Genomic DNA, 24,453 nt, shown 5'->3' on the forward strand with positions numbered 1-24,453 from the left:
ACAGGGACTACTGAATGAAACCGCTACGACTTTCTCACGTACAGGGCTGTTTGGTTAAGCGGGTGACCCCAGGCGGTCAGGAAGCCCTTGGCGTAGTCAAGATGGCGATTGCTGAGAGTGGCGAGATCCAGGTGCGCTGGCTTGGGTCAGACCGAGCAAGCTTCGTTGATGCTGCCTCTGTGAGTTCAGGCTTTCAGAATGGCCAAGATGTGTTGGACTGTACTCCTGGGACGGGTGTGCGTTCCCTAGGCCTGGGCGTAATCATGCAGCAGAGGGTGTTGGCTGGAAGCGAGCAGGCGCTTGTGGACTTCCCAGATAAGCGAGAGCGGCATTGGTTACCTTACCAGTACCTGCGCCAGGTAAAAGGGGTGAGACACCGATTTTTGAGAGCTCACCTGGGACAGGACACGGACGTCGAGCGGTTGCGATTGCGTTTACTCGCCCATGCCATCAAGGTATGGAACGAGAACACAGGATCCCTCTCGCACTTGGAAATTGACCCGCTGCCCCATCAGATCAATTTGGTGCACCACATCCTGGCCTCTGACAACCTGAGCTGGTTGATCGCAGATGACGTGGGTTTGGGCAAAACCATCGAAACGGGGATGCTGCTTCACGCGCTGATCCAGCGGAACCGTGTGAAACGTATCCTCCTGGTCACTCCCGCGGGCTTAACCAAGCAATGGCAGGATGAGCTGTACCATAAGTTCAAGCTCGAAGAATTTGAGATCTATCACGAGGATTTCTCCGTCAACGAACCTCGTCAGTGGAAGATGCACGACTGTGTGATTGGCTCGCTGGATCGCCTCAAACAACCTGATCACCTGGAAAGCTTGCTTCAGGCTGAGCCCTGGGATTTAGTAATTTTTGACGAAGGCCACCGACTCAGTCGTCGACAGTATGGCCTGAAGTTTGACAGCTCTGAGCGTTACGACCTTGCCAAAGCGCTCCGGGGCCGTACGCAACACATGCTGCTTCTCAGTGCCACGCCTCACCAAGGCATGCAGGACAAGTTCGTAGCATTGCTTGAGTTGCTCCGCCCAGACCGGCGGCAGGAGCTTTTGATGCTCAGCCTCAAGCCTGAGATTTTGCGTGACATGGTTTACCGTAACCATAAAGCGGACGTCACCGATGCAGACGGCCAGTTCATTTTTCAAGGCAAAATCACCTCTGCGCTTAAGGTGCCAAGCAGTCCGGAGTCGATTGATTTCGACCAGACCTTGCAGGCGTACCTGCGTAAAGGCTATGCCGCAGGCGAAGCCCTGGGTCGGACGGGGAACGCCATTGGTTTTGTGATGACGGTTTATCGCAAACTCGCAGTGTCCAGTGCTGCTGCGATCCACCAAGCCCTTGGTAATCGCCTCCAGCGGTTGCTGGACGATTATGGTGACGACACGCTACCCAGCGAGCCGACTGATCAGCGTTACGTCGGTGAGTGGGAAGAGCAGGTGAAGGGCGAGGCAGAAGAGTTTTTCGCAGGCGAAATTCAACTTCTCAGGCAGCTCATTGACGACGCTGCGTTGCTCATGGCCAATGACTTGAAGCTCACGGTGTTCATTGACAACGTGATCGGGCCAATCAATGCGAGCAACCCTGAAGAGAAGGTTCTGATCTTTACCGAGTACCGCACGACGCAACGCTATCTCAGAGAAGCCTTAGCCGCCCGATTCGGTGAAGACAAGGTCGCGCTCATCAATGGCTCCATGCAGCACGCTGAGCGTCGTGAGGCGATAGCTCAGTTTGAAACGCATGGTCGATTCCTTATATCCACCGAGGCAGGTGGCGAGGGTATCAACCTGCAGAGGCAGTGCCACATGATGGTCAACTATGATCTGCCTTGGAACCCGATGCGGCTTGTCCAGCGGATCGGCAGGCTGTATCGCTATGGCCAGAAATTAAAAGTCGTAGTCTTCAACATCCAGCAATCGGACAGTCTCGATCAGGATATCGTTGACTTGATGTACCAGCGAATTGACAGCGTTGTGGATGACCTGGCACAGGTTCAGGAGCATGAATTCAACGAAGGGTTGAAAGATGAGATCCTTGGGGAGTTAGCAGATCTCATCGACGTGGAAGACATTCTCCAGCAAGCCACGAAACTTGGCATCGAGCGCACCAGCGAGCGCATTGACGCTGCGCTGGAGGAAGCCAAGAAGGCCGCGGAGTTGCAGAGGGAAATTTTTGCCCACGCCGCCACGAACGACGTCAATGAACTGGGGGATCAGGTGGCAATCACCATTGATCATCTTCAGAGCTTTGTCATCGGGATGTTTGGCCAGCTCGGCATTGAGATATCCGTCCCCAGTAACGAGCCTCGCCTTCTACGGATTCGCTTGCCAGACCTGGTGATGCAAGAGCTTGGACTCAGCAAAAGATCTTCTTCGCGCATGGACGTCACGGTCGACAGGGCGCTCTCTGCTCGTCGCCCTGATACGCGAATGTTGGACTTGACCTCATCACTGATGCAGTACCTTCTCGCCAAAGCATGCTTGTACGACTTCGGGGGCTTGGCGGGATCTGTTTGCGCGCCGAACTTGGGTGAGGGCAGCGGCGCATTGTTCGGTGCCATGCTGAGGTGGCAAGGGCCGCAGGGGAATCGCGTACGTCAGGAGTTTGTGACCATCCTGACGGGCCAAGAGGGGGTCAAAGTCAATTCTGGAGCAGTCAGTGACTGGCTGATGCAGCCGGCTCAGTTCAGTGCCCAGACGGCTTCTATTGAGTCGTCACGTCCGCTTTATGATGCCGCCAGTAAGGTCGCCAATCAGAGGCTGGCGGAGTTGAGCAATCAATACCTGATCCCCGAAAGCCTCGATTGGGCTGGAGCGGCCTGGACTTCTCCTAACTGATTACCTGGCAGGCTTCTCATATTGTGAGCGTGAGGTGACGGCCTGCCCACCACTGCATATTGTGCGCAGCTCTCGGTTTGCTCGTATGTGTTAAGTCAGAGTAACTACACGAGGTTGAGGTGATCGAAACAGTCCGCGGTGCTAGCGTTTGTTCGAGCTCGGCATCCGTCCGAGCACCTGGATAAAAGGTAAGGAGATCTTGGTGTCGTCAACCAAGCAATTGGCAGTAGCAGTGGTTTCGATTTTTGCCCTGGCCACGAACGTATTGGCACAGCCTGCCGCACAGCCATCACGCGATGGTTCTTGGCTGCAATTGAGCAGTGAGAGCTTGCTGCACGGCACGACAGGGCAAGCCCATGTCGTTGTGCGTAGCGGTAATCAACAGGCGAGCCTTAATGCGCCATATGAGGTAGTTCGTGCTGGTCTTGGGGGCGGAACCATTAAGCTCAGAACAAGCTGCGGCCTCATGTCATTTCATTTCGTGGGCATCACCCATGTTGTGTCCGGTTCCACACTAGGAGACCCCGACGTCCAACTGCTTGGCAGAAAAGCTGGTGTGTCTCGATGCGGGTTAGGAGAGCGCATCAATCTAGGTTGGCATTTGGTGGCCAAGGGGCACATCGAGGGGCAATGATCCATCGGGGTTGAGGTGACACTGGCCCTCATTGGTTCACGCTTTGGCTCACGCTTTGTCGTCACAAAGCAACGTTGCTGGGTACAAAGCGATGATGATCGCGAGCAACCTGTATCAACGCTTCATGCCAATGCTGATGACAGCTGCCGGTACGGTAAAAGCTGCCCGCGTATTGGTTCTAGGTGCCGGTGTTGCTGGGTTGCAGGCAATTGCCACAGCCAAACGCCTAGGCGAAGTGGTAGAGGCGTCAGATGTGCGGCCTGCCGTCAAGGAGCAGATCGAATCACTGGGTGCAAAATTCCTGGATGTGCCTTTCGAAACCGATGAGGAGCGAGAGGCTGCAGAGGGGAAGGGTGGCTACGCTCGTCCCATGCCGGCAAGTTGGGTCAAGCGCCAGGCAGAGCTGGTTCATGCTCGTGCAGCTCAAGCGGACATTGTTATCACCACAGCGCTCATTCCTGGACGACCAGCGCCCACACTGCTGTCGGTAGACACAATCAAAGCCATGAAGCCTGGCTCGATCGTGGTTGATCTTGCCGCAGGCCGCGGGGCTGAACATGACGGTCACAAAGGCGGCAATTGCCCGCTCACCTGCGAGCACGAAGTCGTTGAGCACTTCGGCGTGAAATTGGTTGGCTTTTCCAACCTGGCCTCCATGGTTGCGACCGACGCCTCATCGCTATACGCACGAAATCTCGTTGAGTTCGTCAAGCTGATTACCAGCTCCGGCGGCCAACTTGAAATCAATCTCGAAGACGACATCGTCAGCGCCACTTTGCTGTGCCAGTCCGGCCAGTTAGCGAAAAAAGGTTAATCAGGGTGAGCCTATGTTGAGTCATGTAGTCATCAATCTCATTGTGTTCGTTTTGGCGATTTATGTGGGTTATCACGTCGTCTGGAACGTAACGCCCGCATTGCACACGCCACTGATGGCCGTACGGTCGTCGCGGTCGGTGAGGGTGTCACGCGCTTCAGCGTAGGAGACCGTGTGAACTCGCACCTGTACTCCCGCTGGCTGGATGGTGAGTCTGCTCACGATGAGCCCGCTCACTGCTTCGGCTCGCCGCTGCCTGGTGGTCTGGCTGAGTACATGATCATCCACGAAGACAGCGCCGTTGGTGCCCCGCATAACATGACCGATGTACAAGCTTCGACGCTGCCCATCGCTGCGCTGACCGCTTGGTATTCTTTGGTCGATTACGGCCAACTCAAGCCAGGGCAGACCGTGCTCGTACAAGGCACCGGTGGTGTTCCATTTTCGCGATCCAGCTCGCCGCGGCGATGGGCGCGAAGGTCATCGTTACCTCCAGCAGCGATGAGAATCTGACTCGTGCCATGGCCCTCGGTGCCGAGGCTGGGATCAACTATCGCAAAACGCCTGACTGGGAGGCCGAGGTATTGGCTTTGACTGAAGGGAAGGGTGTCGATCTTCTACTGGACGTTGCCGGCGGTGACGGAATCAATCAGTCGATTGCTGCGACCAAGGCTGCTGGGCGTATCGCTCAGATCGGCTTCCTAACTGGGCAGAGCACCAACCTCAGCTTGATGCCACTGATCTTCCGTCAGACCACGATCCGCGGCATCGCGGTTGCTCCTCTATCCTCGTTTGATCGGATGAATGAGTTCTTGAACCAGCATGCTATCTCGCCGGTGATCGACCATGTCTACCCGTTTGAGCAGGCGCGTGAGGCGTATGAACACCTCTCGAAAGGTGCATTCGGTAAGGTTGTCATCTCCGTAGGCCAGTAAACACGGTTGATCAAAAAAGGAGGCCGCCCCAGGGTTGCTTCCTTTTTTGCGTGGAAGCCATAAGGTCTGCTGTCTCGACCATCCGCTCGGATGGCCAAGTGCCATTTTTGGTTTAAATTTCAGTATAATCCCAACCTCAATTTTTGGCCGATGAAGCGGCCATTGAGCCTGGCACATAGCTGTAGTCCCCCGTGATACAGCGCCGCCGCCTGCCTCCATGAACTTCGATTAAGGATATTTCGATGTACGTAGGTTTTGAGTTAAACAGGTATTCACATCTATCGGTACCTGATGACGATGAGCTTGAAGCGTTTCGAGAGCAAGCTAAGGGTCGGTATGACAAGCTCTCTAACTATCTAATTGGTGTATTTGAGAAAAAGGAAGTCATTGACGCTCAAAAAATTGCCGACCACATCTTTCCCTCCCAGGATGCTGATGTTTTCCTGTCCCACTCACATGCAGATGAGGACAAGGCGATTGAATTGGCGGTCTCGTTGCAGGCAAGAGGGCTGCGTGTCTTTGTTGACTCTTGCGTCTGGGGTTATTTCCACGATCTTCTTCATGATCTCAGCGAAATTTACGCAGACCCTAAGCGCGAAGAAAATCGAACTGTCTACAATTATCGTGATGCTATAGATTTGGCCGCTGGCGTGCACATGATGCTGACTGGCGCTCTACATAAAGTGATTCACCAGTCTGAACTGTTCATTTTTCTTAATACGACCAAGTCAATTCCTCTCGAAGATTATCAAGAGTTTGATCGGACATTTTCGCCATGGATTTATTCGGAGCTCCAGTTTAGTGCATACGTGGGTAATGAGACTCCGAAGCGACGCTGGAAACCGGCCCTTGAGTCTGTCGATGGTTCAGAAGGCCTTATCAAGTCAACTGCATCGGTAAGATCAGACGCGCTGCTGGCCTTTAAAGCGTTTAATCGGCACTTGCCAAAGGTTACCGGTGACGAGATGCAAGAATGGTACGACTCTCAGCAGGAGCGGAGCAAAGACCTTACCCGCGCGGAAGTGGCATTGAACAATATTTATGACAGCCTGTCTCTCGAAGATCGCTTTAAAGATCTGAAGGCCAGGGCAGAGCGAGGCTAGCGGGCAGTATCAGGACTGCATTGTGAGGTAGGGCTTCCTGCCTCATTTGAAGTTTCCCGCCTGCAGTCAGGAACTCAGATTTCCAAAGATGTACAGTTTCTAGCTTTACGCCAGAAATGGCCATGATGTTCTATGTATAGTACCTGGCAGGTTACCGGACGGAGATCGAAATGTCGTACTTCACTCAGGCAGAAGCACGTAAGGTCGGACAGCGGGCTCTACGTGGCGGCCGTAGTGCCATTGATGCCATTAAGAGTGCCCAGAAGAACTACAAGGTTACGGAACGATTCGACATCTTCCTCTCCCACGCTATGGTGGATGCGGAGCTTGTCCTTGGGATCAAGGTCTTGCTGGAGGAGGAAGGCAAGAAGGTCTATGTGGACTGGATTGATGATCAGGCTCTGGATCGCAATCGCGTTACGGCCGACACCGCCGAAGTCCTGCGCCACCGCATGCGGCAGTGTGAAAGCCTTCTCTACCTCGCCACTGAGAACGCTCCTAAATCCAAGTGGATGCCGTGGGAGCTCGGGTATTTCGACGGGTACAAGAATGGTAGTGTATCTGTTCTACCAGTAATGGATGAGTCGGACTCCCCGTTTGAGGGCCAGGAGTACCTGGGGCTCTATCCAGTTGTCACAAAAGAAATGGTAGTGCAGAGCAACACTAGGCCTGCCTTGGGACGCGGAATTCACAGACCTTACGGGCTTCCTTTAGACGTAGGATTTACCCCTGACTTGCCCGACCTGCCCGACTTTCCCTTTGGAGGGCCCAGGACTTTGTTCTGAGCGAGACGAGCAGTCAGTCAGATCAGTTGGAGGCAGCAATTAGCTGCCTCCAACTGAGAGGTTACGTGAACAGAGGCAGCACGAACTCGCCGAGCTCCTCGATGGTTTCCTTCACAGGCCGGCTCGACACTCGCATGTTCAAGGCAACATGCGAAACACCTTGATCGCGCTGCCGCTTCCACAGTTCGATCAGCGCCTTACGACCACTGTAAATACCATGTCACACGCGCAGCGGGGCATCTGGATCACTGTCGAGTTCAAAGAAGGTACCGTATCCATAAGGCTTGAGGACCTGAGGGCCACAAGCCGCTCGCCAGCTTTCGATAACCTTCGGCAAGAGCTCTATGTTGCTCTGATGCCAGATCCAACCATCCATGTTCTCGGCGAGCCAAGAGATGTCTTGGCCGCAGCGCCCTACAGCCACGGTTTTGAGCCTGGTTTGTTTTGCCTTCGGAACTAGGTCGAGCGAGCCATCCAGCGTGCCGTAGAATTCGGACTGATGAACTGGGAACGATTGATTCGCTGCAGCCGTGATCAGGGTATGGGCATCCCTGAAACGCTCGGCCCGGTTCTCAAATTCAGCACCGAACGCAGGATACTCAGATGGTCTGTCGCCAGTAGACAACCCCAGGATGAAACGTCCTCCGGTCAGTTGATCGACAGACAGGGCCTGCTTGGCGACGGCAAGAGGGTCTCGAAGCGGGAGCACGATACCTGCGGTACCGATCGCAATGTATCGCGTCGCCGCGGCAAGCCAGCCGGCATAGACCATTGGGTCGTAGATCTGGCCAACATCGCCGAATGCAGGATCTCGGAAGGGCACATCCCTGAGCCAAAGCGCTGCAAAGCCAAGCTCATCGGCCAGCGTGGCCAAGGCGGTGTGATTTCGCATCGTCGGGGTGTCGCTGCGTGGATAGCCTTCGAGGGGAGTTAGTAAGCCGAATGTGAGCTTACCCGGCTTGAAGACTTTGTCGAAAATACTCTCAGTCGAAGCTGTAGGAGGGATTAGACGGTCAGGCATACGGTCACCTCTTTAATGTAATTCTGCGCAAAGCAACTACATAGAATTGAGCCTTACCACTGGTAGCTATCAAACGTCGATGTTAGTGCGTAAGACGCTTGGGTTGCGGGAATATCATGGCGGATACTAGATTTTTACCTGCAGAACCGGTGCGGCAGTGCTTTACTTTGAGCCGGATTTTATCAAAGGCGATGTAACCAGAAAAATACCATGATGCTTAATAGACTTGTTCCAGCTGGGTACCAATCGTCACCAGCTAGGCAGGTGGTATTTGAACCTGCCCGGCTCAGCGTGATTTTTTATCGCAGCCGATACTTCGGAATATCTCAGCAGCCCACTCAACAAATACTCTTACATTTGGGGAAAGATTTCGGCGATCTGGAAATAGAATGGAAATTAGTTTTGGCTCTGATTTAAAATCTTGCAACACCTCTACTAATGCCCCTGAATCTATGTGTGGCTGTAATACTGAGCGAGGCCCTTGTAAAATGCCAATACCGGCAAGACCGCATTGGATAAGAGCGCCAGCTTCGCTCACTACAACGCCACTTTTCATTTTGATGCTAACCAGTTCTGGTGTTGTAGCGATGATAGTTTCGACAGTTTTATTTGATCAATTCACGACTCAAAAAGTGGTCGAGACCAATCATCAAGACCGAGCATCGTAGCTAACGCAGTTAGCAGAATGGTCTGATGATCTCAATGAAGTGGGGACTGGCACCTAGCCTTGCAACCTGAGCTGGCGCTAGACCGAGAAGGGTATTAATCGCAGAAGCTCAGCTCAGTTTGTGCAGAAGGAGTGCTTGGCGAAGGGCGTGCGCTCGCCGGGAGGCGCTTTTGGTAAGCACTGCGAACAGGAACTGGGGTAGGGGGCTTCGGCGTCAGAGGGGGTGGAGTTTGCGGTTCACCCTTGCTGGCCAGCCCGCGAATCTCCCCGCAAAGCTTGTTGACCAGTTCGGTCGTCGATTCGCCCGTGCTTTCGCTGATGGTCAACGTCAATAGCGTCAGCGGGCTGAGGCCCAGTCGGTCACTCAACTGCTGCAGCTTGTCCAGGGTAATGCTCGACTTGCCAGCCTCCAGCTTTGAGAGGTATGTGCGGCTTGTCGTGTTTGCGAACTCGCGCTGGGAAATGTTTCGTTTGGCGCGTAGTGCGCGCAGGACTGTTGCGAATGAAGCCTTGAGTGTCATGAGGCCATCCCGCTCATTTCATCATCAGTTCGCATGCCTAGTAATGCTCCTTGCTGTGAAGTAGCCCTTGCGTCCTCGCGCGCGAGCTTATCGTGAAGGTTCCTACTGTCGTTTGGGAGTCTACCACGACAGTTTCCATCCAGATGGCCTCCTGGATCGCCTTAGTGAAACCACGTCGATTTAGGTTTTCTCAAGAACATCGATCGATTGAGATCGAGCTGCCAAGCTGCCGAAGGAGTTACTGGCGTCTACGTACTTCAACGCAGATTTCATGTCTCGCCACCCCACATAGGTCATCAAACCTTTGATGTCCCATCCATTAGCCGACGCCCACGTTGCAAAGCCTCTTCGCATCGAGTGGCTGCTGTACGCAGCGGCTGGGATGCCCGCAGCCTCTAGAATACGGCGCAGCAAGGGAATCAAGCTGCTGGCCCTGAAGCCACTGTCGGAAAGATTCCCCCAGCGATCGAGCTTGCGGAATATCGGCCCGTCCACGATACCTGACACGGTGATCCAGTTGATGTAGGCATCGACAGGGCAAAGTTGCTTGAGGGCGGGGGTGTAGTAGGTGCTGCCCTGGTAGTCGCGGTCGGTCTTGGAGTAGGGCAGATAGAAGGTGATGCCAACACCGGCTTCCGCCTGAGTCGTCTCAACACGAAGGCGCGCCAGTTCATCGCTTCGAAATCCGCGCCAGAAGCCAATTAGCAACAGCGCGGAATCGCGGCGGTACCGCATCAAGCTCTGGTAATCACCGGCCTCAATGGCCTGTGCGGATTTATTGTCCAGCCAGGCCACCACCTTCTGCAGATGGCGCAACTGAAGCGGCGCAGCTTGCTTCTGCTGTGCAGGGTGAACGGCGCGAATGCCTTTAAGCATCTGCCGCACCTGAGGAGCCTTCGTCGGATCAGGGAAGCCCTGGCTGATGTGCCATTGCGCCAGCGCGGCAAGCCGTTGCCTGAGCGTGCTGAGGGCAAGGGTTTCAGCATACTCGGCCAAGTAGCGAACGATCCCCTCCGCTGTCGCTGGTAGGAAACCGCCCCACGTCGACTCGTAGTGCTCCACGGCTGCTCTGTAGCTTTTGCGGGTGTTGTCCCGCGTACCTGCTTCCAGATACCGCTTGGCCTTGTCCATCACCTTAACCTGCCATTCGTATCCCTATCTGTGACGATTCTGAAGCATTTCGGCAGATAAGAGTAGATAAGTCTCCATTATTTACTCTTGCTTTGTGTATTTTTATTGATCATAAAATGAGCTAAGATGTCATGCATAAACGTGTTATGTAACACATTACGAAATAGTAGGAGAGAACATGGCTCGCGGGGGCATTAACAAGGCTTTGGTGCAGAAGGCACGCGCTGCGCTGCTTGCCCGCGGCGTCAATCCGAGCATCGATGCAGTGCGCGTTGAGCTCGGAAATACGGGGTCAAAAACCACTATTTCGAGGTACATGCAGGAGCTGGAGTCCACAGATGTGCGCTCCCAGGCTGATCCAGATCGCCTAAGTGACGAGCTAGCTGCAATGGTCAGCCAGCTTCTAAAGCGCGTGCTGGAGGAGGGCAATGCCGCCCTGGAGCAGGAGAGACTGACTCATGAGCAAAGCATCGCGGCGAGGGATCAGCGTGTTAGCGAATTGGAAGCTGAGCTCAAGAAGAGCAAGCAGGTCGTAGCTAGCCGAGACGCTGCATTGACGGCCCTGACTGAGGAGTTGAGAACGTCCCAGTCTTCAGTCCAGGCGGAGATCACACGAAACGCCCGCATCAGCCAAAGCTGTGCCGATCTGGAGCTGCGGATACAAGAGAAAGATGAGCAGGTACGGTCACTGGAGGAAAAGCACGCACATGCCCGTGATGCCATGGAACATTACCGCTCCGCGATCAAGGAGCAGCGTGAACAGGATCAGCGCCGTCATGAAACACAGCTGCAGCAGATGCAGCAGGAGACCTTGCAACTCCAGCAGACCCTGATGGTTCGCCAGGACGAGCTTACTCGGCTCAACCGCGACAATGAACGTCTTCTGGGTGAGGCGCGTCAGCAGAGCAAGCTGGCTCTGCAAAGCCAGGATGCGGTCAAGCAGCTGGAAGGGGATCTGGGGCTAGCGAATATGGCTACAGCCAGGGCGGAGGGCGCGAAAGAAATGCTCCAGGAGCAGTTCACGGCCGTGAGAAGTAGCAACGAAATGCTGTCGGCCGAGGTCACCGAGCTACGAGCCAAAGCCGCGGCACTTGGTGAGGAATTGTCTGCTGCAAATATGGCCCTGGAGACTTGCCGCAGTCAGCGACCAGACACGCCTAGCGAGTAACGATCACTGGAATGGTGCCGAAGTATTTGTCGTAGCCACCCGCCCCGATCAACCTCAAGGTGATTCAGGCGCGGAGGGTGAAGCCTTGACTTGATCCTGCTGGCGCTTCAATTGCTCGGCGACCACGAACACGTTGTCTGCTGGATCCGGACGCTCGCTCTCATAGCCGTTGCGCGCCAAGACCGCGAATGACTCCTCGACGGCCTTTTCCTTCGGATTTCGATCTATGAAGGACTTCATTGTTGGCAGATCCATCAGGGCGGAGAGAGATAGCTGAGCATATCTCGGCTCGGTATGAAAGACAGCGCACACACCACAGTTGAGCACCATCCCGCCGGGGAGGTTGGCCAGGTTGCGATTACCGACCTCGCTCGTAGGCGAGGCTGTTGATCAGACCGGCCTCACACCTCCGCTCAATGGCCGATTGCACCTAGTCAGAATGTGCTAAGCCTCCAGCTCAGGCATACACTATGGCTGTGCCAGGTGGCGACACCCTGGAATTGAGGATCAATGAAACTCGACCTACCAGGACGGACATGAATCCATGTGCAGGCAGGTCGAGCAGGGGAGCACAAAGCGCTCCAGATGCTACATCTTCAGGAGTTCACGCTTACGTTGATACTTGCCAGGCAGGTCGAAGCGGCTGTAAAGCGCATCCAGCATTGCGTCACCTTGGGTTGATGTCGGCTGCTTAACAAGCCAATCGCGTAACGTTTCACCGCCAACTTCGGGGAGATGTTCATTAAACACCTTGAAAGCGGTGACGTGCTGCCTGCTTTCAAGACCAAAGCTGTTGACCCCTTTCACGCTATCTAGCGTGGCGCCTTCACGCCTCTCCAAGATTCGCTTTGGTATGACATGTTGCACCTGAAAGCTGAATTGCAGCTCTGAGTAGAGCCAAGGTGAAAATGTCCTCGCTTTGTTGTTAAAGACCAATGGCACAGATTTCTCTGACCGCACGAATACGAACATTTCAGCCCGTGCGATCGTGCGATGAAGGGCGCCAGCCAGCATCATGTGAACATCAGCATGAACTCGGTGGATGTGATCATCCTTCGATTCGCCATCAGATGGCCGGGTCTGAGCGATGATCTTGTTGACCAGATCGCCAAAGAAACCCCACACCGTCGAGTCGACAAATACTTTCAGCCCGTGTTCACCTAGCGCCAACGCCAAGTCGACGGCATGGCGCTGATCAGCATGGGAGTGAGAGAGGAATACGTCGTAATCCGCCTCCGGAAAGATCTTTTTCGACAAGGCTTCAGCATCCAGGACGATGCGCTGGTTGTAGGAGCCAATTATGAACAGTGCGAGGTCGTCGATACGACTTTTAGCGCCCTGAATGTAGCGGCTGACGCCCAAGCCCGATAACGGATTGGTGGTCTGGTAATTCTCGATCTCGAAGCCTACGTACATCAGACAATCCCTATTCTAAAGAGAGAGGCGCCATTCGGCGCCTCGTCGGTGTTACGGTTTACCGGCCGCCTTAGCAGATGCTTCCACCCACTTGCCTAGGTTTTCCCGGCCATCATGGTTGTTCCACTGGTAGTGCGGCGCTCCGGGAACGCGAAGCCCACAGCAAGCTGTCGTGTTGCCTTTGAGATCGGCTATCTTGCTGATGTCGATGGTCAGGATGCCATTGCCACGCGCAATGCTCTGCTCGATCTCGTATTTCACCCACTTGCTCTTGTCCGTCGTTGCCCCAACGAGAACGACGGTTACGCTGGTGCCATGCAGCTGATCATTGATCCATTTCTTGATGGCGGCATCGCCCTGGCGCTCCACTTCTTCGAAGTCAGCCTTGTCGATAAAGCCAACCTTTTGATCCGAAGCGATGACGTTGCTGTTACGCACGTTCATCGCGCGGTGTACATCCTCGTACTGAAAGCTGAAGAATACTTTTCTTGCCATGGTTATCGTCCTTAGATGAGGGGCAGCAGGGTCAGGATGACGTCGTGAGCACGCGCAAGGTCGGTACCTTCCGCGCCCAACTCCTGCAGCAGGGGGGTGATTTTCTTGCCGTGTTCGTACTTCGTCTCGTCATAGGCAGCCATCACCTCTTTCCAGAGGTCTGCCGATATCGAGCCGGTGATGCCTACAGGGATGACGAAAACGCCGCCGGCTACCGCCAGATCAAACTCTTCACGCATGCCATTCGACAGCACAACTTCCCCGTTCGGGTTCAGCTTGTTCCCGAAGAGGAAGATGGCAATGCCGGCATGGGCGATCATATCGCGCCGGTACTTCGTCCAAAGATCCTTCAGGAGCAGCTCACCAGATTGGCTCTGCGGGAACGGCCGCAGAATGAGTTGGTCGCTGTCCAGGCGATGGCCGTTCATGAGGGTTTGCTCAATAACGCCTGAAAGCACGGCACTTCCGATACCCAACCCGAACCCAGAGATCACCCGGTACTGCTCTTTGCTGATGGCCTTGCTCAGCTTGTAAACGAAGTGCTCGGAGTCACTCTCCGTCCAGGGGCTGTAATCATGTGCCGCGCCAGAGATGAAGATGGTCTTGCGCTTATGGCGATGCTCAATTTCCAGCAGAATCGCGGTGATCTCTTTGAAATCATCGACGTAAACTGTCTTGATGCCGAAGCGCAGCAGCTCCTGCTTGAACAACTCCTCCTTACGTACCCGATACTCGAAATCAGCTTGGTCTTCGTCCTTCTCCTGGCTAACCTTTCGCAGAATGCAGTAGTGCTGGCGCTGGTGCTCCGCGTACTGAATGCGCACCCGGCTAAGGATGTAGTCGAGGTTTGGATCGGTGAAGCTGAAGCCCAGGAACAAGAATGTCTTCGCGATGAGATCACCACTGAGCGCCGTGATGTAGGGCTGCATCTTGACGTGATAACGCTCATAGTCGTCTCGAATCAGCACCGCCTCTGACGAGTACTCCACATCACCGTGCATTTTGTAGACAATCGCATCGCGCTTCGGCTTGGTCGTGGCTAGCTGCGGAACCGTGTGTTTGACGTCAGCAACTTTTCCATTCTCTCCAAGCGCCATCTCGATCAGGCGGTCGTAATTGGTCGTCCAGTAGGTCTGGATGGGTAACCTAGCCAGAATCTCGTGGTTATCCGTGACTTTGACCTTGGCCGAAAACTCTGTGATGAGCATCTGATTAAGCTTTGAACGGTTAGCACCGTTCGCGTTGGCGTGGTACTGCGCCAGCGCCACCAGATCCGTTTCCCTCTCGATATCAAGATCCAGCTCTTCGGCAATTGGTTTGAGCAGCGTTTTCCAATTTACGTATCCGGCTTTTTGGGAGAATCCTGCGCCAGCGAAAATAGCCAGATTACCTTCGGCCATTTCCTTGGAGAGGGTGTTAACCAGCCGTAAATGTTCCCTTTTCATTCTCTTGCGCTACCAGAAATATTGGAATTAGAGGTTCCGCACCCACGTGCCCTTGCCCTTGGTATCAAAGAGGGCGAGGCCAGAGCCGTGTTTGTCGACGTCAATTTTGTTGTAAAGGCTCAAATACTCGTTGCCATGAAAATGGCCCTGGTTATCCAAGGTAGGAATGATTGCGATGCGGTCATGGGCTTTTTTTCCATCGGCGAACCCGATTTCCCAGGGGCACCATCTCGACGCCATGGAGTGCTGGGTCGCGAGGAAGAGAAACCATTCGGCACGAACTATTGCGACCTTGATGTTGAACGCGGTCTCACCGTCCGGGATGGCAGGCATCGTGCTGTCCTGCCAATCGATGTAGACGTCCCAACCCTCTTTTCTCAGCATTTCCTGCAATCCCAAGGCCAACTGAGAATCCTGATGGCTATGGCTTAGGAAGGCTGTAGGTTGCCCAGTGCGACGGCTGTAGTGGCCCTGTGCAGAACGGCTAAAGCTTGTATTGCGCAAATCTGACTGGCGAATCGGCATAGGGCTTTCCTTGCAGTTGGCGGGCAAAATGCCAGCTTTCGCGAGTCGCCTCAAGCGAGCGCAGGGGGGGGCCAACCCAGGGGTCGACTGAAATTTGGAGGTGCGCGCGAAAGAACGCCACACACTTCGCGGCTTAGCGGCCAGACAATCATTCACGCTGATAATCGCCCTACGACCAAAGTATTAGGGCTTGGTTATTCGCTAGCATGGTGGGGCTCCTATGCATTCCCCGGAGTGACCAACTTAGGCTAAATTGCCTCCGTACTATCTGAGGCGATCCAACAATCTACCGCCGTAACACGACCCACTTTGAAAGGACTCACATGTATCTGCGTAGGCTAGACGTCAGCGGTTTTAAATGCTTCGGTGAACCGTTCACCATCGAATTCAACGACGGCTTGAACGTCCTCGTTGGCGAAAACGGGGCAGGGAAGACAGGCGTTATCAGCGCCGTGCGGCAGCTGTTCAACGACTCTGAGTCTGGCAAGCGGATGATCAGTGAACGTGACTTCCATCGCGGCTTTGACGCCGGCGCTGTCGCATCGGAGCAAATCCACATCCAGGCCACTTTCAGCGACCTGGATGCGAATGATGCGGTGGCTTTCGAGGACTGGTGTGGCCACCACGACGAGGCAAAGCTGACGTTCGAAGCCCGGAATCAGGAGTCCAGGGGGCGCTTCAAGCATCACTCCTACGGTGGCCACGAGTACACCAACCCACTACAAACCGAGACGCTTGACCTCATACACTGTATCTACCTGCCACCGCTGCGTGATGCTGAAACCAAGCTGAGAGAGGGGCGACAGTCCAGGCTAGCTCGCCTGCTCAAAGCCCTGTGTCGCAAGGATCTGGACGCTGCCCGCAAATCGCAAGAACTTCACCCCTTGGAAAAGCGAGTAGGGGAGTTCAACCGTGAGCTTGCTGAGAGCGACGAATTTGCCATCAAACTTGCCAACCAGCGCATCGGAGAAAGCCTGAAGGCTGCCCTGGGCCTGCACCTGTCCCAAGGAACGGTAATACAGTTTTCGGAGGTGAGCTTCTCGCGGATCGTGGAAGGGTTGCGGCTGCTCTACTTCCCGGATCTCACTCAGGTGGATCCTGCACAGTTCCGCTCGCTTGAGGAAAACAGCCTCGGCTACAACAACCTCCTGTACATCGCATCGATTCTGGCAGAGCTGATCCTTGAAGAGGACGAGGGGCAGGGCGAAAAGACCTTCCTGCGGCTGCTATTGATCGAGGAGCCGGAGGCACATTTGCATCCACAGCTCCAACTGCGTCTGCTTCGACATCTCAAAACCGTCGCAGAGAGACGGGGCATCCAGGTCATCATCACCACCCATTCGACCGTGCTTTCGGCCGCCGTCTCCGTCAATCACATACTCCACATTTCCAACGAGGGCAGACCTCGGGCAGTGTCGCTGCAGGGCTGTGGCCTGCCCGATCCCAGTCGGCGCTTTGTCGATCGGTGGCTGGATGCAACCAAGTCGAATCTGCTGTTCTCCAAAGGCGCGATTCTGGTTGAGGGCATTGCCGAGGCGATTGTCGTGCCAGAGCTCGCACGCTTCGTTCTGCGCCAATACGGCGAAGGCAAGGACTCACTGGACGATTACGGTGTCTCCGTGATCAATCTCGGCGGTATCTATTTCAAGCATTTCATGCAGCTCTTCTGTGACGTCACTGGTGAGCAGCCTGGTGAAAACGTGCCCATCAGGTGTGCCGGGCTGACAGACAATGATCCGCCCAAATCCATTCTGTCCATTGATGATGGCAAGGGTGGGGAAAAGGACGTGCCCTACCAGCCTCATGCCAATGACTACCAGCTCGGCGAGAATCCCGCGCTAGGGCTTCAAGCCATCATCAATCAGTCCGAGTTCGCTCGTCTGTTTGCCGGCAAATACAAAACATTTGAGTACGACATTGCCCTGGAGGGCAAAAACCTCCAATCGATGATGTCCGTTGCAGCCGGGCTGTGGCCAGTACCGGACGGCCCAGTGGCCAGGAAGTTGAACAGCGACTCCGAGCTTGATTTCGAATCGATGCAGCCAGAAGCGATAGCGCCATATGCGCACGCGTTACTGGAGCGGATTGACACAGATGAAATCGGCAAGGGTGTCTACGCGCAAGCCTTTGCCGACAAGCTTGAAACCCTCGAAGGCGAGTTCGTGGTACCGGATTACATTCGCCACGCTGTACTTTGGGCTTGCGGCCTGCAGGAAAGGGCAGAGCAATGACTATGATCGATGATGGGGGAACGTCCGCGACTGCTGATGACTTGGATTTTACGCGGGAACAGCTGGATTACCTTGACGCCCCTCTAGATCGACACGTGTACCTGAAGGCTTGCCCTGGTAGCGGCAAGACCGAGGTGGTTGCTGCCATGGTGTCCAAGGTCGTGGGGGAATGGTCTCTCTTCCCCGCAGGCATCGCAGTGCTGACCTTTTCGAACAGTGCAACGGATGAACTCAAGGGTAGGGTACACAAGCACCTACGCGGGACCATTGGCTATCCGCATAGCATTTCTACCTTTGACAGTTTTGTGTTCACCCGGCTCGTGGGCAAGATCGCGCACGACCTGACTGGCTACAAAGGCAAGGATGGGGATTACCGGATTCGCATTCTTGAAAAATCAGCGAAAATTTTCCCCACGCGCAACCCCATCTGCGGTCGTCGAATCCCAGCGTGTCGGTACAACTATGACCTGGACTTAACTCGGTTCGTTTTCTCAACCGGTGAGCGGTCGCTGGATCAGCAGCTCAACGGCTCCATCATCGACAAGGCTACCCGGCAAGACCTCATAGATACCAAGAGAAAACTTTGGGAGGCTGGCTTCGCAACCTACGGTGACATCGACATGCTCGCCCTCATGGCACTGAGGGATGCGAAGTACGATGCCTACTTCACCCGGCTGGCCCGCCGATTCCCGTTGGTGATAGTGGATGAGTGCCAGGATCTCTCAGAAGAGCAGCTCAGGATCGTCGAAAAGCTCCACGATCGAGGGGTCAAATTTCATTTTGTCGGGGATCTCAATCAGTCGATTTATGGCTTTCGGAGGTCAAATCCGGAAAGGGTCGAGAAGCTGATGGACAGGCTTGATTTCAACCCGTACGAATTGACGGCGAATTGGCGAAGCGGGCAGGCGATCGTTGACTTGTGCAGCAACCTACTTGGCATCGGCCAGATCAAAGGCAACCCTAAGATAGCCTCAGTACCCCCGCAGATTCTCGAATACCAGCAATGTCCATCGGAGCTTCTGCCCACCATTCGCGACCTAACCCGCCATTACCAAAGAGTGGTGCTAGTAGCCCGCGGGCATACCACCCTGCAGCGGTTACGCAGTGGCGATGCCTTCGAAGGTATCGAGGTACTGGCAGTCGCGTTAATTAGCGCTAGCAGCGGCTCACTCAAGGACATTAAGGAGAGCCTTCGGGTATTCGCCAAATGGCTTACTGGGAAACTGGAGATGCAGGTAAGCCGGGCAGGGCCGTATTGCCCGGTCGCAATGGAGTCCAAGCTGGTGTGGCGGCAATTCATCTACGAAAGCCTCAAATTCATGGCTGCCAATGGAGCTGCAGACCCGAACATGACGTGGTCTGCCTGGGCACGGAATGCCAAGCTTGCGCTGCGTCAGTTACCTGATCAGGCATTCGTACCCCCAGAGATTCGCGAGGATCTGGAAGGCCTACGTGAGCTGAATCTAAGTGCCCGGGCCGGAGAGGGACAAAACAAGGTCTCAGTTCGCCTTCGGAGTCACGACCGCCAGGAGTACCGCCCGGACAGCCTACGTTACGAGACCATCCACCAGGTGAAAGGCGAAACTCACGATGTCACAGTCCTTGTTTCGTCACAGCAGCCAGGGGTTCATCTCTCGCATTGGCGTGACTGGTTACGCGACCGCGATGCAGAGGCTGCACGGTTTGCCTACGTGGCAAGTTCGCGGCCACAGCATAGATTGTTCTGGGCTGTGAAAAAGTTGAAGCCCAAGGAACGAGAAGTGCTGACAAAGCTAGGATTTGAACTTCCATAACCGACGCTGCTGCTTTTCATGAGGAAGACGGTTTGTAGGGTTCGGCCAGATACCGAAAGGGGCGCAATGTGCTCTAGCGTATCAACGCAAGGATCCGCCCAAAGGGCACGATCCTTCCAGTCGCGAAAATGAGGGGAACGCTATGGCAAATGGTGAACAGCAGCCCGAGGTACTTTGGGATGGGGAGGAAGTCCTAACTCCGGCTTTCAATCTCGTCCAACGCCCCACTGAGAATGGTTTCTCGGCTGATCTCTATCTGCAAATATTCGAGCAGGTGGGAGCTGAAACTTGGCGGTCACTTCCGGAGGATCAATGGCATTTATTGGCCACGATCGATCCTGGCTGGATCACAATGTACCCCATTTACACTAACCCGCACACTCAGCGTTATCGAAGTCCTAGGCACGGGAATATCAAATGCATCGCCTATGAGACAAGCAACGTTCACGATGTGCCAGACAACCATGACGGTGCCCAGCTTCATGTAGATCTCTACCTCCCTGGCAAGCTATTCAATCCGTGTGACGAAGGGTTAGGGCTAGTGAAACAACTCGCCCCGTTGTGGAGGAGTCTGAGGTTAGTACCGCAGGCGCATACCCTTGTAATTTGCGCAGATGGCGACACATTCGAGGAGGCAGGTACGGTGTTTGTGCGGGAGGCCCAGATCGATGAGTGCCGAAGAGCGTGCACGAGAATCTCCAGGGCTAAGCGCAAAAGTGAGATATCTGCTCAGTTCCACTGGGTGATGCGAGAGGTCTTCCCTGGCCTTGTCCCTAATTTGATCTTCGCCTGCCCTCGGATTGGATCGCTGAGCGCGGGAGCCACAACGGTTAGGAAAGCTGTGACGTACGCTGCCAGGCAGGAGCGTCGAAGCCAGCTCAAGCAAGTGAAGACCAGCGTAGAATTGCTGGCGCAAGAGGCGCCGCGTGAGCTGTATGCACTTCATGCCGAGATCGAACGGGTCACCTTGGCCAAAATGATCGAGCGATATCAGCAGATGCTTGGGCAGGAACTGCAGGAGAGCCACTGGCAGCGTTTTTTTGAAGACAACATGTTTATTCTCAGCATGGTGTTCGCACGCCCTGTTTCGCTATTGCACACGCAATTTCATGCCCGCGGATCCATGATTCACGGTGCTGGCGCTCACATTGGGGACTTGCTATTTGCACAAGGCCGTGAACTGGCGATTGTGGAAATCAAAAAGCCCTCAACGCCTCTCATGCAAAGCAGGCCATACCGTAACCAGGACGTTTACGGGCCGCATTTGCAACTCAGCGGCGCCATCACTCAGGTGTTGCATCAACAGGGCCTCATGCGCTCGAATTGGCTCTCACACCTGCAAGATAAGGCTATGCGCGATCTGCATCCAGACACCGCCAGGTGCGTCGTGATTGCTGGTACCAAACCCACCGAGGAGAGTCGCCGTCACAGCTTCGAGCTGTTCCGCAATGCCTGTAAGGATGTGGAGGTGGTCACGTTTGATGAGTTGCTGGGCAAGCTACAGCTACTCGCTCAACACCTTGCGCCCGCAGAGCAAACTCCAGCTCCGGATGTGTTCTGAAAGGGATGCGGGCTGAGTGCTTACATGCAGCCCAGAATCTCAGCTACGCGACGCAGTCTTTTTCGATCATTCAAACGCCGCAGAGATCAAAGACTGCATCATCTGGGTGGCCGGCCCTTGCAGGAAATGCTCATCCGCGCTGATCTCGAACGGTACTGGATTGATGTGCACCACCGTCGCCCCCTTACCCAATGCGCGGAGCGGCAGCTCTGCCGCGGGGAAGACCATGCCCGAAGTCCCTATCGATAAGAACAGATCACAGTCCTCTGCTGCTGCAAGCCCAGCATTCCAGGCACGCTCAGGAAGCATCTCGCCAAACCACACAACACCAGGGCGAATGAGGCCGTCACACCCTTCGCACCTTGGAGGATTGAGGCGTTGGCCATTCTCGGACAGCTCTTGGACGGCCAGAGTCAACTCGTATGCAGCACCGCAGTCGAGACATCGCGGTGCGTGCAGACTTCCATGAAGGTGAATGACACCCGCACTTCCGGCTCGCTCATGAAGGTCGTCGACGTTCTGAGTCACGATGGTCAGCTTTGGAACGTAATCCGCAAGCTTGGCGATAGCCAGGTATGCCGCATTCGGTGTGGCCTGAAGCACCTTTGATCTACGCCATTCATACCAGCCCCAGCACAGACTGGGGTCTGCTCGGTACGCCTCCGCTGTCGCCAACAGTGCAGCAGGTCACCATGCCTGACCGCATTACCAATCAGGTTGGTGAATACCTGAGCCATTCGCTCCGGATCAAAGCCTCCCACGACCTGATCGGTATCTTTAAATATGATCGTTGCGTTCGGCTCACCAGCACTCAGCTCCTGGATTGTCGTCCGGCAGATCAAGTTAAGCTCGGTAGGACTTTTCACAACCGGGATTCCGGTGCCCAGATTGAATCTGGCAAGGTCGACAAGGTCATTGACCATACGATTCGCACGCCGGGCACTTATGCCTACCTGGGCAGCGATGTCTTTTTCTCGGTCTGAGAGCGTTTGGCTTTTCCTCAGTAAGTCAGCGCCCATCAGCGTCGCCGTGAGGGGCGCCCGCAAATCGTGTCCCAGCACTCCTAAAACCATTTTCCGGGTTGTTTCAACAGCTTGACCATAGGCGTTGATGGACTCAACCAGCGCCTGGTCGATGGCCTCGTTAAAACGCACCATATCCTCGATTTGCGAAGGTGAGCTGATAGCTTCCTCAGCCAGCCACAGCCTCAGCACGCTGGATCTCAGGGCGCGGAATTCCGACACCATTTGATCCATGGAGAACCCGTCTATAAGCCGGAGTACGGCGTGCGTTTGTGCTGCAGTTTCCTGATCACTCTGTGGCGCCAGGCCTTGTGACTTCGTTATTTGCTGACGTACTGTTTGCGGAGTTCGCATATCCAGGGCGGCAGCGTTGAGGATCTGTTCTGCATGATTTCTTAGGGCAGTGGCAGCCAGATCCTGCCTAGGGACATCAATGCCTCTGGCAAAGCGTTCCCAAGCCTGGAGGATGGGTTCCAGATTCGCTTCGATGAAGTCGGGGAGTCGCATCGTCTACCTCTTATTAGGCTTCTACCATCCTAGGTCAGCCGTGAACTATAGCGTCTACGGCAGCGCTTCGCTCTGTGCGAAGCCGCCAGAGCGGAACCTCAAGGGTACTCTCCGTGCCTAGTGATCCGCCGGATCTTCGCATAGCGCATCAACCCAGCGCAGCAGGTAACCGAGTGCTTGAAATTTACTGAGCTGGAGGCTGTCGTTCTTCTCGATGGCATGGGTACGAATTTCGCGACTGCCATTGGAGGATTTGACTGTGCGAATGGTGGATAATGAGTCAAATCCATTCTTTGCCCGAAGCGCCCACACCTCTATAATGGCCTTTTGCCGCAAAATGCTAAGGAAAACCATGTCACTCGTTTGGAAGCCATGCGATCAGGAAACTGCACCCGAAGGCTTGTACTGGTTCCACGTCTCTACCTTTGAGTCAGAAGAATACGTGGATGAGGACGGTGAGATTGCATCGCGATCTACGGGAAGGGTCATCAACGAAGTGGTGCTGGCCGACCACTCCAAAAATGGATCGCGCCATTCGTTTCAAGGTTTCGATGCTAAGAAGCATGGGGCAATAGAGTTCCACGAAGTCCACCACTACGCTGAAGTGGAAAGGCCTAACGTACCCTAGGCGTCTGCGGGGGGAGTTCATGCAGCCTCCCCGCGCTTCAATCTAATTCCCTTTAGCCTCTCCAGTCGCAGATCTATTCTTGGAATGCAGTTCCATCCCAGTGCGCTCAAATGTCTAAAGGAGTAGGAGATGAGCATTTTCAGCTGGCTGTTCAACAGAACCAAAGCCGTCAAATCCGATACCGCAGCAAGGCACCGGCCCGCTCAGGCTCAATCTCTCGACGCTCAGCCAGAGCTCCGGGCCGCTTCTCAGATCCGACGAGATAAGCTTTTCCTCACTGTCGAATCGCTCGATTTCTCGGGCATCTATCAGCTGTCAAAGTCCAAGAAGTGGGCGATCGCCTGGAGAGACTCTGATCCGTCAGCGGGTCGGGGAGGTCACAGAGAATCCGGCTTAGGGGCCTACGTGCTTGCAGATGTGAGCAGCGGCACCGTTGCCTGCCATGGGAGCATGCCTAGGCCAAACAATGGCCACGTGTGTGACACCGGCGTGTTTTGCCTCGAAGATTGGCATTTTGGGAGCACCCTGTCTGGGACGTTCAGCGTTTTTGATCCCAGTGGCTCTGTGATTCTCGCTAAAGATCTAACCGCCAATATTCTCACCAGCGGTATCTCTAAGCATGGGAAATACGCATTCTGCGCCACCGCCAACAGCCCAACCGAGGATGGCAACAAGGTGTTCTTGTTTGACCTGGTCAATCGGGTGGCAATGTATAGCGTCACGCCGAAGGCCGGATGGCCTGACAGCTACGAAGTGGACGAGGGTACCGGGGAACTCATGGCGCAGTTCAAGGACATGGGGAGCTTCCGGTACAACGTTCACGGCGGATTCATGGATGCTGATCAGCTTGGCGATGCCAACCTCAACTCCTCCCATTACGACCGCATCATCCTCGCCGCGGAAAAGATCTTGGGGGAGGTCGACCTGACAGACGAGCGCATCCAGGAAGTCCTGATCGCGGTGCAGCGCGCCCGATCGCTCGGCGCCGATGAAAACCTTGCCTGGAAACCCACAGCGCTCAAAGTCCAGGGGCTTGCACACGAGCAGCTGGGTCAGTACCCCGAAGCAGTCCTGGTCTATGAGGAAGCGCTGGCTTTGAATCCAAAAATTGGCGTTAAGCGCAGGTTGGCTTCGGTGGGTAAGCGGATCAAGACTTAATAGCAAAAGCCGCGCCCTATTGGTACACCCATTTTCACACCGGGATT

21 protein-coding genes and 4 pseudogenes are annotated in these 24,453 nt (G+C 54.8%); 13 read left to right on the plus strand and 12 right to left on the minus strand.

The window, feature by feature from the left end; genetic code table 11:
• Positions 1-14 precede the first annotated feature (14 nt).
• From JFT44_RS11470 to JFT44_RS11505, 7 genes and pseudogenes are all read left to right on the plus strand, one after another.
• Positions 15-2,846, plus strand: a complete 2,832-nt coding sequence (locus JFT44_RS11470) for a DEAD/DEAH box helicase (RefSeq protein WP_233098335.1) — start codon at positions 15-17, stop codon at positions 2,844-2,846.
• A gap of 202 nt (positions 2,847-3,048) precedes the next feature.
• A complete protein-coding gene (locus JFT44_RS11475) occupies positions 3,049-3,480 on the plus strand; it encodes a hypothetical protein (protein ID WP_307830006.1) in 432 nt (143 codons plus the stop codon).
• Positions 3,481-3,535: 55 nt separating this feature from the next.
• Positions 3,536-4,294: pseudogene (locus tag JFT44_RS11480) on the plus strand (NAD(P)(+) transhydrogenase (Re/Si-specific) subunit alpha); the annotation flags it as partial.
• Between the two features lie 13 nt (positions 4,295-4,307).
• Positions 4,308-4,442: pseudogene (locus tag JFT44_RS11485) on the plus strand (proton-translocating transhydrogenase family protein); the annotation flags it as partial.
• Positions 4,418-5,229, plus strand: a pseudogene (locus JFT44_RS28650) (NAD(P)-dependent alcohol dehydrogenase); the annotation flags it as partial. The pseudogenes JFT44_RS11485 and JFT44_RS28650, both read left to right, overlap by 25 nt.
• 242 nt (positions 5,230-5,471) lie before the next feature.
• Positions 5,472-6,332 (plus strand): toll/interleukin-1 receptor domain-containing protein, encoded by an 861-nt coding sequence (locus JFT44_RS11500; protein ID WP_198830675.1) that lies wholly within the window; start codon positions 5,472-5,474, stop codon positions 6,330-6,332.
• A gap of 170 nt (positions 6,333-6,502) precedes the next feature.
• A complete protein-coding gene (locus tag JFT44_RS11505) occupies positions 6,503-7,117 on the plus strand; it encodes a toll/interleukin-1 receptor domain-containing protein (RefSeq protein WP_198830676.1) in 615 nt (204 codons plus the stop codon).
• A 61-nt stretch (positions 7,118-7,178) separates the two neighbouring features.
• Here JFT44_RS11505 and JFT44_RS11510 read toward each other — a convergent pair.
• The 4 genes and pseudogenes from JFT44_RS11510 to JFT44_RS11525 all read right to left on the minus strand — a co-directional run bounded on the left by JFT44_RS11510 (position 7,179) and on the right by JFT44_RS11525 (position 10,457).
• A pseudogene (locus JFT44_RS11510) lies at positions 7,179-8,138 on the minus strand (LLM class oxidoreductase).
• A 286-nt stretch (positions 8,139-8,424) separates the two neighbouring features.
• Positions 8,425-8,694, minus strand: a complete 270-nt coding sequence (locus tag JFT44_RS11515) for a LysR substrate-binding domain-containing protein (RefSeq protein WP_198830677.1) — start codon at positions 8,692-8,694, stop codon at positions 8,425-8,427.
• Positions 8,695-8,900: 206 nt separating this feature from the next.
• Complete coding sequence (locus JFT44_RS11520) at positions 8,901-9,326, minus strand: helix-turn-helix domain-containing protein (protein ID WP_198830678.1); 426 nt, start codon at positions 9,324-9,326, stop codon at positions 8,901-8,903.
• Positions 9,327-9,506: 180 nt separating this feature from the next.
• Positions 9,507-10,457, minus strand: a complete 951-nt coding sequence (locus JFT44_RS11525; protein ID WP_198830679.1) for a site-specific integrase — start codon at positions 10,455-10,457, stop codon at positions 9,507-9,509.
• 178 nt (positions 10,458-10,635) lie between these two features.
• On the opposite strand from JFT44_RS11525, the gene JFT44_RS11530 reads away from it, so the two are divergent.
• Positions 10,636-11,625, plus strand: a complete 990-nt coding sequence (locus tag JFT44_RS11530) for a DNA-binding protein (protein WP_198830680.1) — start codon at positions 10,636-10,638, stop codon at positions 11,623-11,625.
• A 54-nt stretch (positions 11,626-11,679) separates the two neighbouring features.
• Here JFT44_RS11530 and JFT44_RS11535 read toward each other — a convergent pair whose 3' ends face one another.
• The 5 genes from JFT44_RS11535 to JFT44_RS11555 form a co-directional block, all read right to left on the minus strand.
• On the minus strand, positions 11,680-11,865 hold the full coding sequence (locus tag JFT44_RS11535; RefSeq protein WP_198830681.1) for a hypothetical protein: 186 nt from the start codon (positions 11,863-11,865) through the stop codon (positions 11,680-11,682).
• Positions 11,866-12,213: 348 nt separating this feature from the next.
• Complete coding sequence (locus JFT44_RS11540; RefSeq protein ID WP_198830682.1) at positions 12,214-13,041, minus strand: toll/interleukin-1 receptor domain-containing protein; 828 nt, start codon at positions 13,039-13,041, stop codon at positions 12,214-12,216.
• Between the two features lie 51 nt (positions 13,042-13,092).
• Positions 13,093-13,536 carry a TIR domain-containing protein gene (locus JFT44_RS11545; RefSeq protein ID WP_198830683.1) on the minus strand — a complete coding sequence of 148 codons (444 nt, stop codon included), beginning with the start codon at positions 13,534-13,536 and terminating at the stop codon, positions 13,093-13,095.
• Between the two features lie 11 nt (positions 13,537-13,547).
• Positions 13,548-14,981 (minus strand): SIR2 family protein, encoded by a 1,434-nt coding sequence (locus JFT44_RS11550; protein ID WP_198830684.1) that lies wholly within the window; start codon positions 14,979-14,981, stop codon positions 13,548-13,550.
• 27 nt (positions 14,982-15,008) lie between these two features.
• The gene (locus JFT44_RS11555) at positions 15,009-15,506 is read right to left on the minus strand and encodes a toll/interleukin-1 receptor domain-containing protein (protein WP_198830685.1); all 498 of its coding nucleotides are present in this window, start codon (positions 15,504-15,506) and stop codon (positions 15,009-15,011) included.
• 323 nt (positions 15,507-15,829) lie between these two features.
• Here JFT44_RS11555 and JFT44_RS11560 point away from each other — a divergent pair, with 323 nt between their 5' ends.
• The 3 genes from JFT44_RS11560 (at position 15,830) to JFT44_RS11570 (ending at position 21,091) form a co-directional block, all read left to right on the plus strand.
• The gene (locus JFT44_RS11560) at positions 15,830-17,737 is read left to right on the plus strand and encodes an ATP-dependent endonuclease (protein WP_198830686.1); all 1,908 of its coding nucleotides are present in this window, start codon (positions 15,830-15,832) and stop codon (positions 17,735-17,737) included.
• Positions 17,738-17,778: 41 nt separating this feature from the next.
• A complete protein-coding gene (locus JFT44_RS11565; RefSeq protein ID WP_198830722.1) occupies positions 17,779-19,530 on the plus strand; it encodes a UvrD-helicase domain-containing protein in 1,752 nt (583 codons plus the stop codon).
• 142 nt (positions 19,531-19,672) lie between these two features.
• On the plus strand, positions 19,673-21,091 hold the full coding sequence (locus tag JFT44_RS11570) for a Shedu immune nuclease family protein (protein WP_198830687.1): 1,419 nt from the start codon (positions 19,673-19,675) through the stop codon (positions 21,089-21,091).
• A 66-nt stretch (positions 21,092-21,157) separates the two neighbouring features.
• On the opposite strand, the gene JFT44_RS11575 is transcribed toward JFT44_RS11570, so the two are convergent.
• The 3 genes from JFT44_RS11575 to JFT44_RS11585 form a co-directional block, all read right to left on the minus strand.
• Positions 21,158-21,730, minus strand: coding sequence for a Sir2 family NAD-dependent protein deacetylase (locus JFT44_RS11575; protein ID WP_307830024.1), 573 nt, complete (start codon positions 21,728-21,730; stop codon positions 21,158-21,160).
• The gene (locus tag JFT44_RS28985; protein WP_307830008.1) at positions 21,625-22,620 is read right to left on the minus strand and encodes a HAMP domain-containing sensor histidine kinase; all 996 of its coding nucleotides are present in this window, start codon (positions 22,618-22,620) and stop codon (positions 21,625-21,627) included. The genes JFT44_RS11575 and JFT44_RS28985 overlap by 106 nt, the downstream gene beginning before the upstream one ends.
• A gap of 117 nt (positions 22,621-22,737) precedes the next feature.
• The gene (locus JFT44_RS11585; protein WP_198830688.1) at positions 22,738-22,974 is read right to left on the minus strand and encodes a hypothetical protein; all 237 of its coding nucleotides are present in this window, start codon (positions 22,972-22,974) and stop codon (positions 22,738-22,740) included.
• Here JFT44_RS11585 and JFT44_RS11590 point away from each other — a divergent pair.
• Positions 22,973-23,248 (plus strand): hypothetical protein, encoded by a 276-nt coding sequence (locus JFT44_RS11590; protein WP_198830689.1) that lies wholly within the window; start codon positions 22,973-22,975, stop codon positions 23,246-23,248. The two genes, JFT44_RS11585 and JFT44_RS11590, sit on opposite strands and share 2 nt — an antisense overlap.
• Before the next feature lie 129 nt (positions 23,249-23,377).
• Complete coding sequence (locus tag JFT44_RS11595) at positions 23,378-24,406, plus strand: M48 family metallopeptidase (RefSeq protein ID WP_233098336.1); 1,029 nt, start codon at positions 23,378-23,380, stop codon at positions 24,404-24,406.
• Positions 24,407-24,453: the final 47 nt, after the last annotated feature.

Source organism: Pseudomonas sp. MF5691 (assembly GCF_016405645.1).
Classification (GTDB): domain Bacteria; phylum Pseudomonadota; class Gammaproteobacteria; order Pseudomonadales; family Pseudomonadaceae; genus Aquipseudomonas; species Aquipseudomonas shahriarae.

Coding starts and splice junctions, on each gene's coding strand:
- JFT44_RS11470 (WP_233098335.1), top strand. CDS start 15: ATGAAACCGCTACGACTTTCTCACGTACAGGGCTGTTTGGTTAAGCGG.
- JFT44_RS11500 (WP_198830675.1), top strand. CDS start 5,472: ATGTACGTAGGTTTTGAGTTAAACAGGTATTCACATCTATCGGTACCT.
- JFT44_RS11505 (WP_198830676.1), top strand. CDS start 6,503: ATGTCGTACTTCACTCAGGCAGAAGCACGTAAGGTCGGACAGCGGGCT.
- JFT44_RS11515 (WP_198830677.1), bottom strand. CDS start 8,694: ATGAAAAGTGGCGTTGTAGTGAGCGAAGCTGGCGCTCTTATCCAATGC.
- JFT44_RS11520 (WP_198830678.1), bottom strand. CDS start 9,326: ATGACACTCAAGGCTTCATTCGCAACAGTCCTGCGCGCACTACGCGCC.
- JFT44_RS11525 (WP_198830679.1), bottom strand. CDS start 10,457: ATGGACAAGGCCAAGCGGTATCTGGAAGCAGGTACGCGGGACAACACC.
- JFT44_RS11530 (WP_198830680.1), top strand. CDS start 10,636: ATGGCTCGCGGGGGCATTAACAAGGCTTTGGTGCAGAAGGCACGCGCT.
- JFT44_RS11535 (WP_198830681.1), bottom strand. CDS start 11,865: ATGAAGTCCTTCATAGATCGAAATCCGAAGGAAAAGGCCGTCGAGGAG.
- JFT44_RS11540 (WP_198830682.1), bottom strand. CDS start 13,041: ATGTACGTAGGCTTCGAGATCGAGAATTACCAGACCACCAATCCGTTA.
- JFT44_RS11545 (WP_198830683.1), bottom strand. CDS start 13,536: ATGGCAAGAAAAGTATTCTTCAGCTTTCAGTACGAGGATGTACACCGC.
- JFT44_RS11550 (WP_198830684.1), bottom strand. CDS start 14,981: ATGAAAAGGGAACATTTACGGCTGGTTAACACCCTCTCCAAGGAAATG.
- JFT44_RS11555 (WP_198830685.1), bottom strand. CDS start 15,506: ATGCCGATTCGCCAGTCAGATTTGCGCAATACAAGCTTTAGCCGTTCT.
- JFT44_RS11560 (WP_198830686.1), top strand. CDS start 15,830: ATGTATCTGCGTAGGCTAGACGTCAGCGGTTTTAAATGCTTCGGTGAA.
- JFT44_RS11570 (WP_198830687.1), top strand. CDS start 19,673: ATGGCAAATGGTGAACAGCAGCCCGAGGTACTTTGGGATGGGGAGGAA.
- JFT44_RS28985 (WP_307830008.1), bottom strand. CDS start 22,620: ATGCGACTCCCCGACTTCATCGAAGCGAATCTGGAACCCATCCTCCAG.
- JFT44_RS11590 (WP_198830689.1), top strand. CDS start 22,973: ATGTCACTCGTTTGGAAGCCATGCGATCAGGAAACTGCACCCGAAGGC.
- JFT44_RS11585 (WP_198830688.1), bottom strand. CDS start 22,974: ATGGTTTTCCTTAGCATTTTGCGGCAAAAGGCCATTATAGAGGTGTGG.
- JFT44_RS11595 (WP_233098336.1), top strand. CDS start 23,378: ATGAGCATTTTCAGCTGGCTGTTCAACAGAACCAAAGCCGTCAAATCC.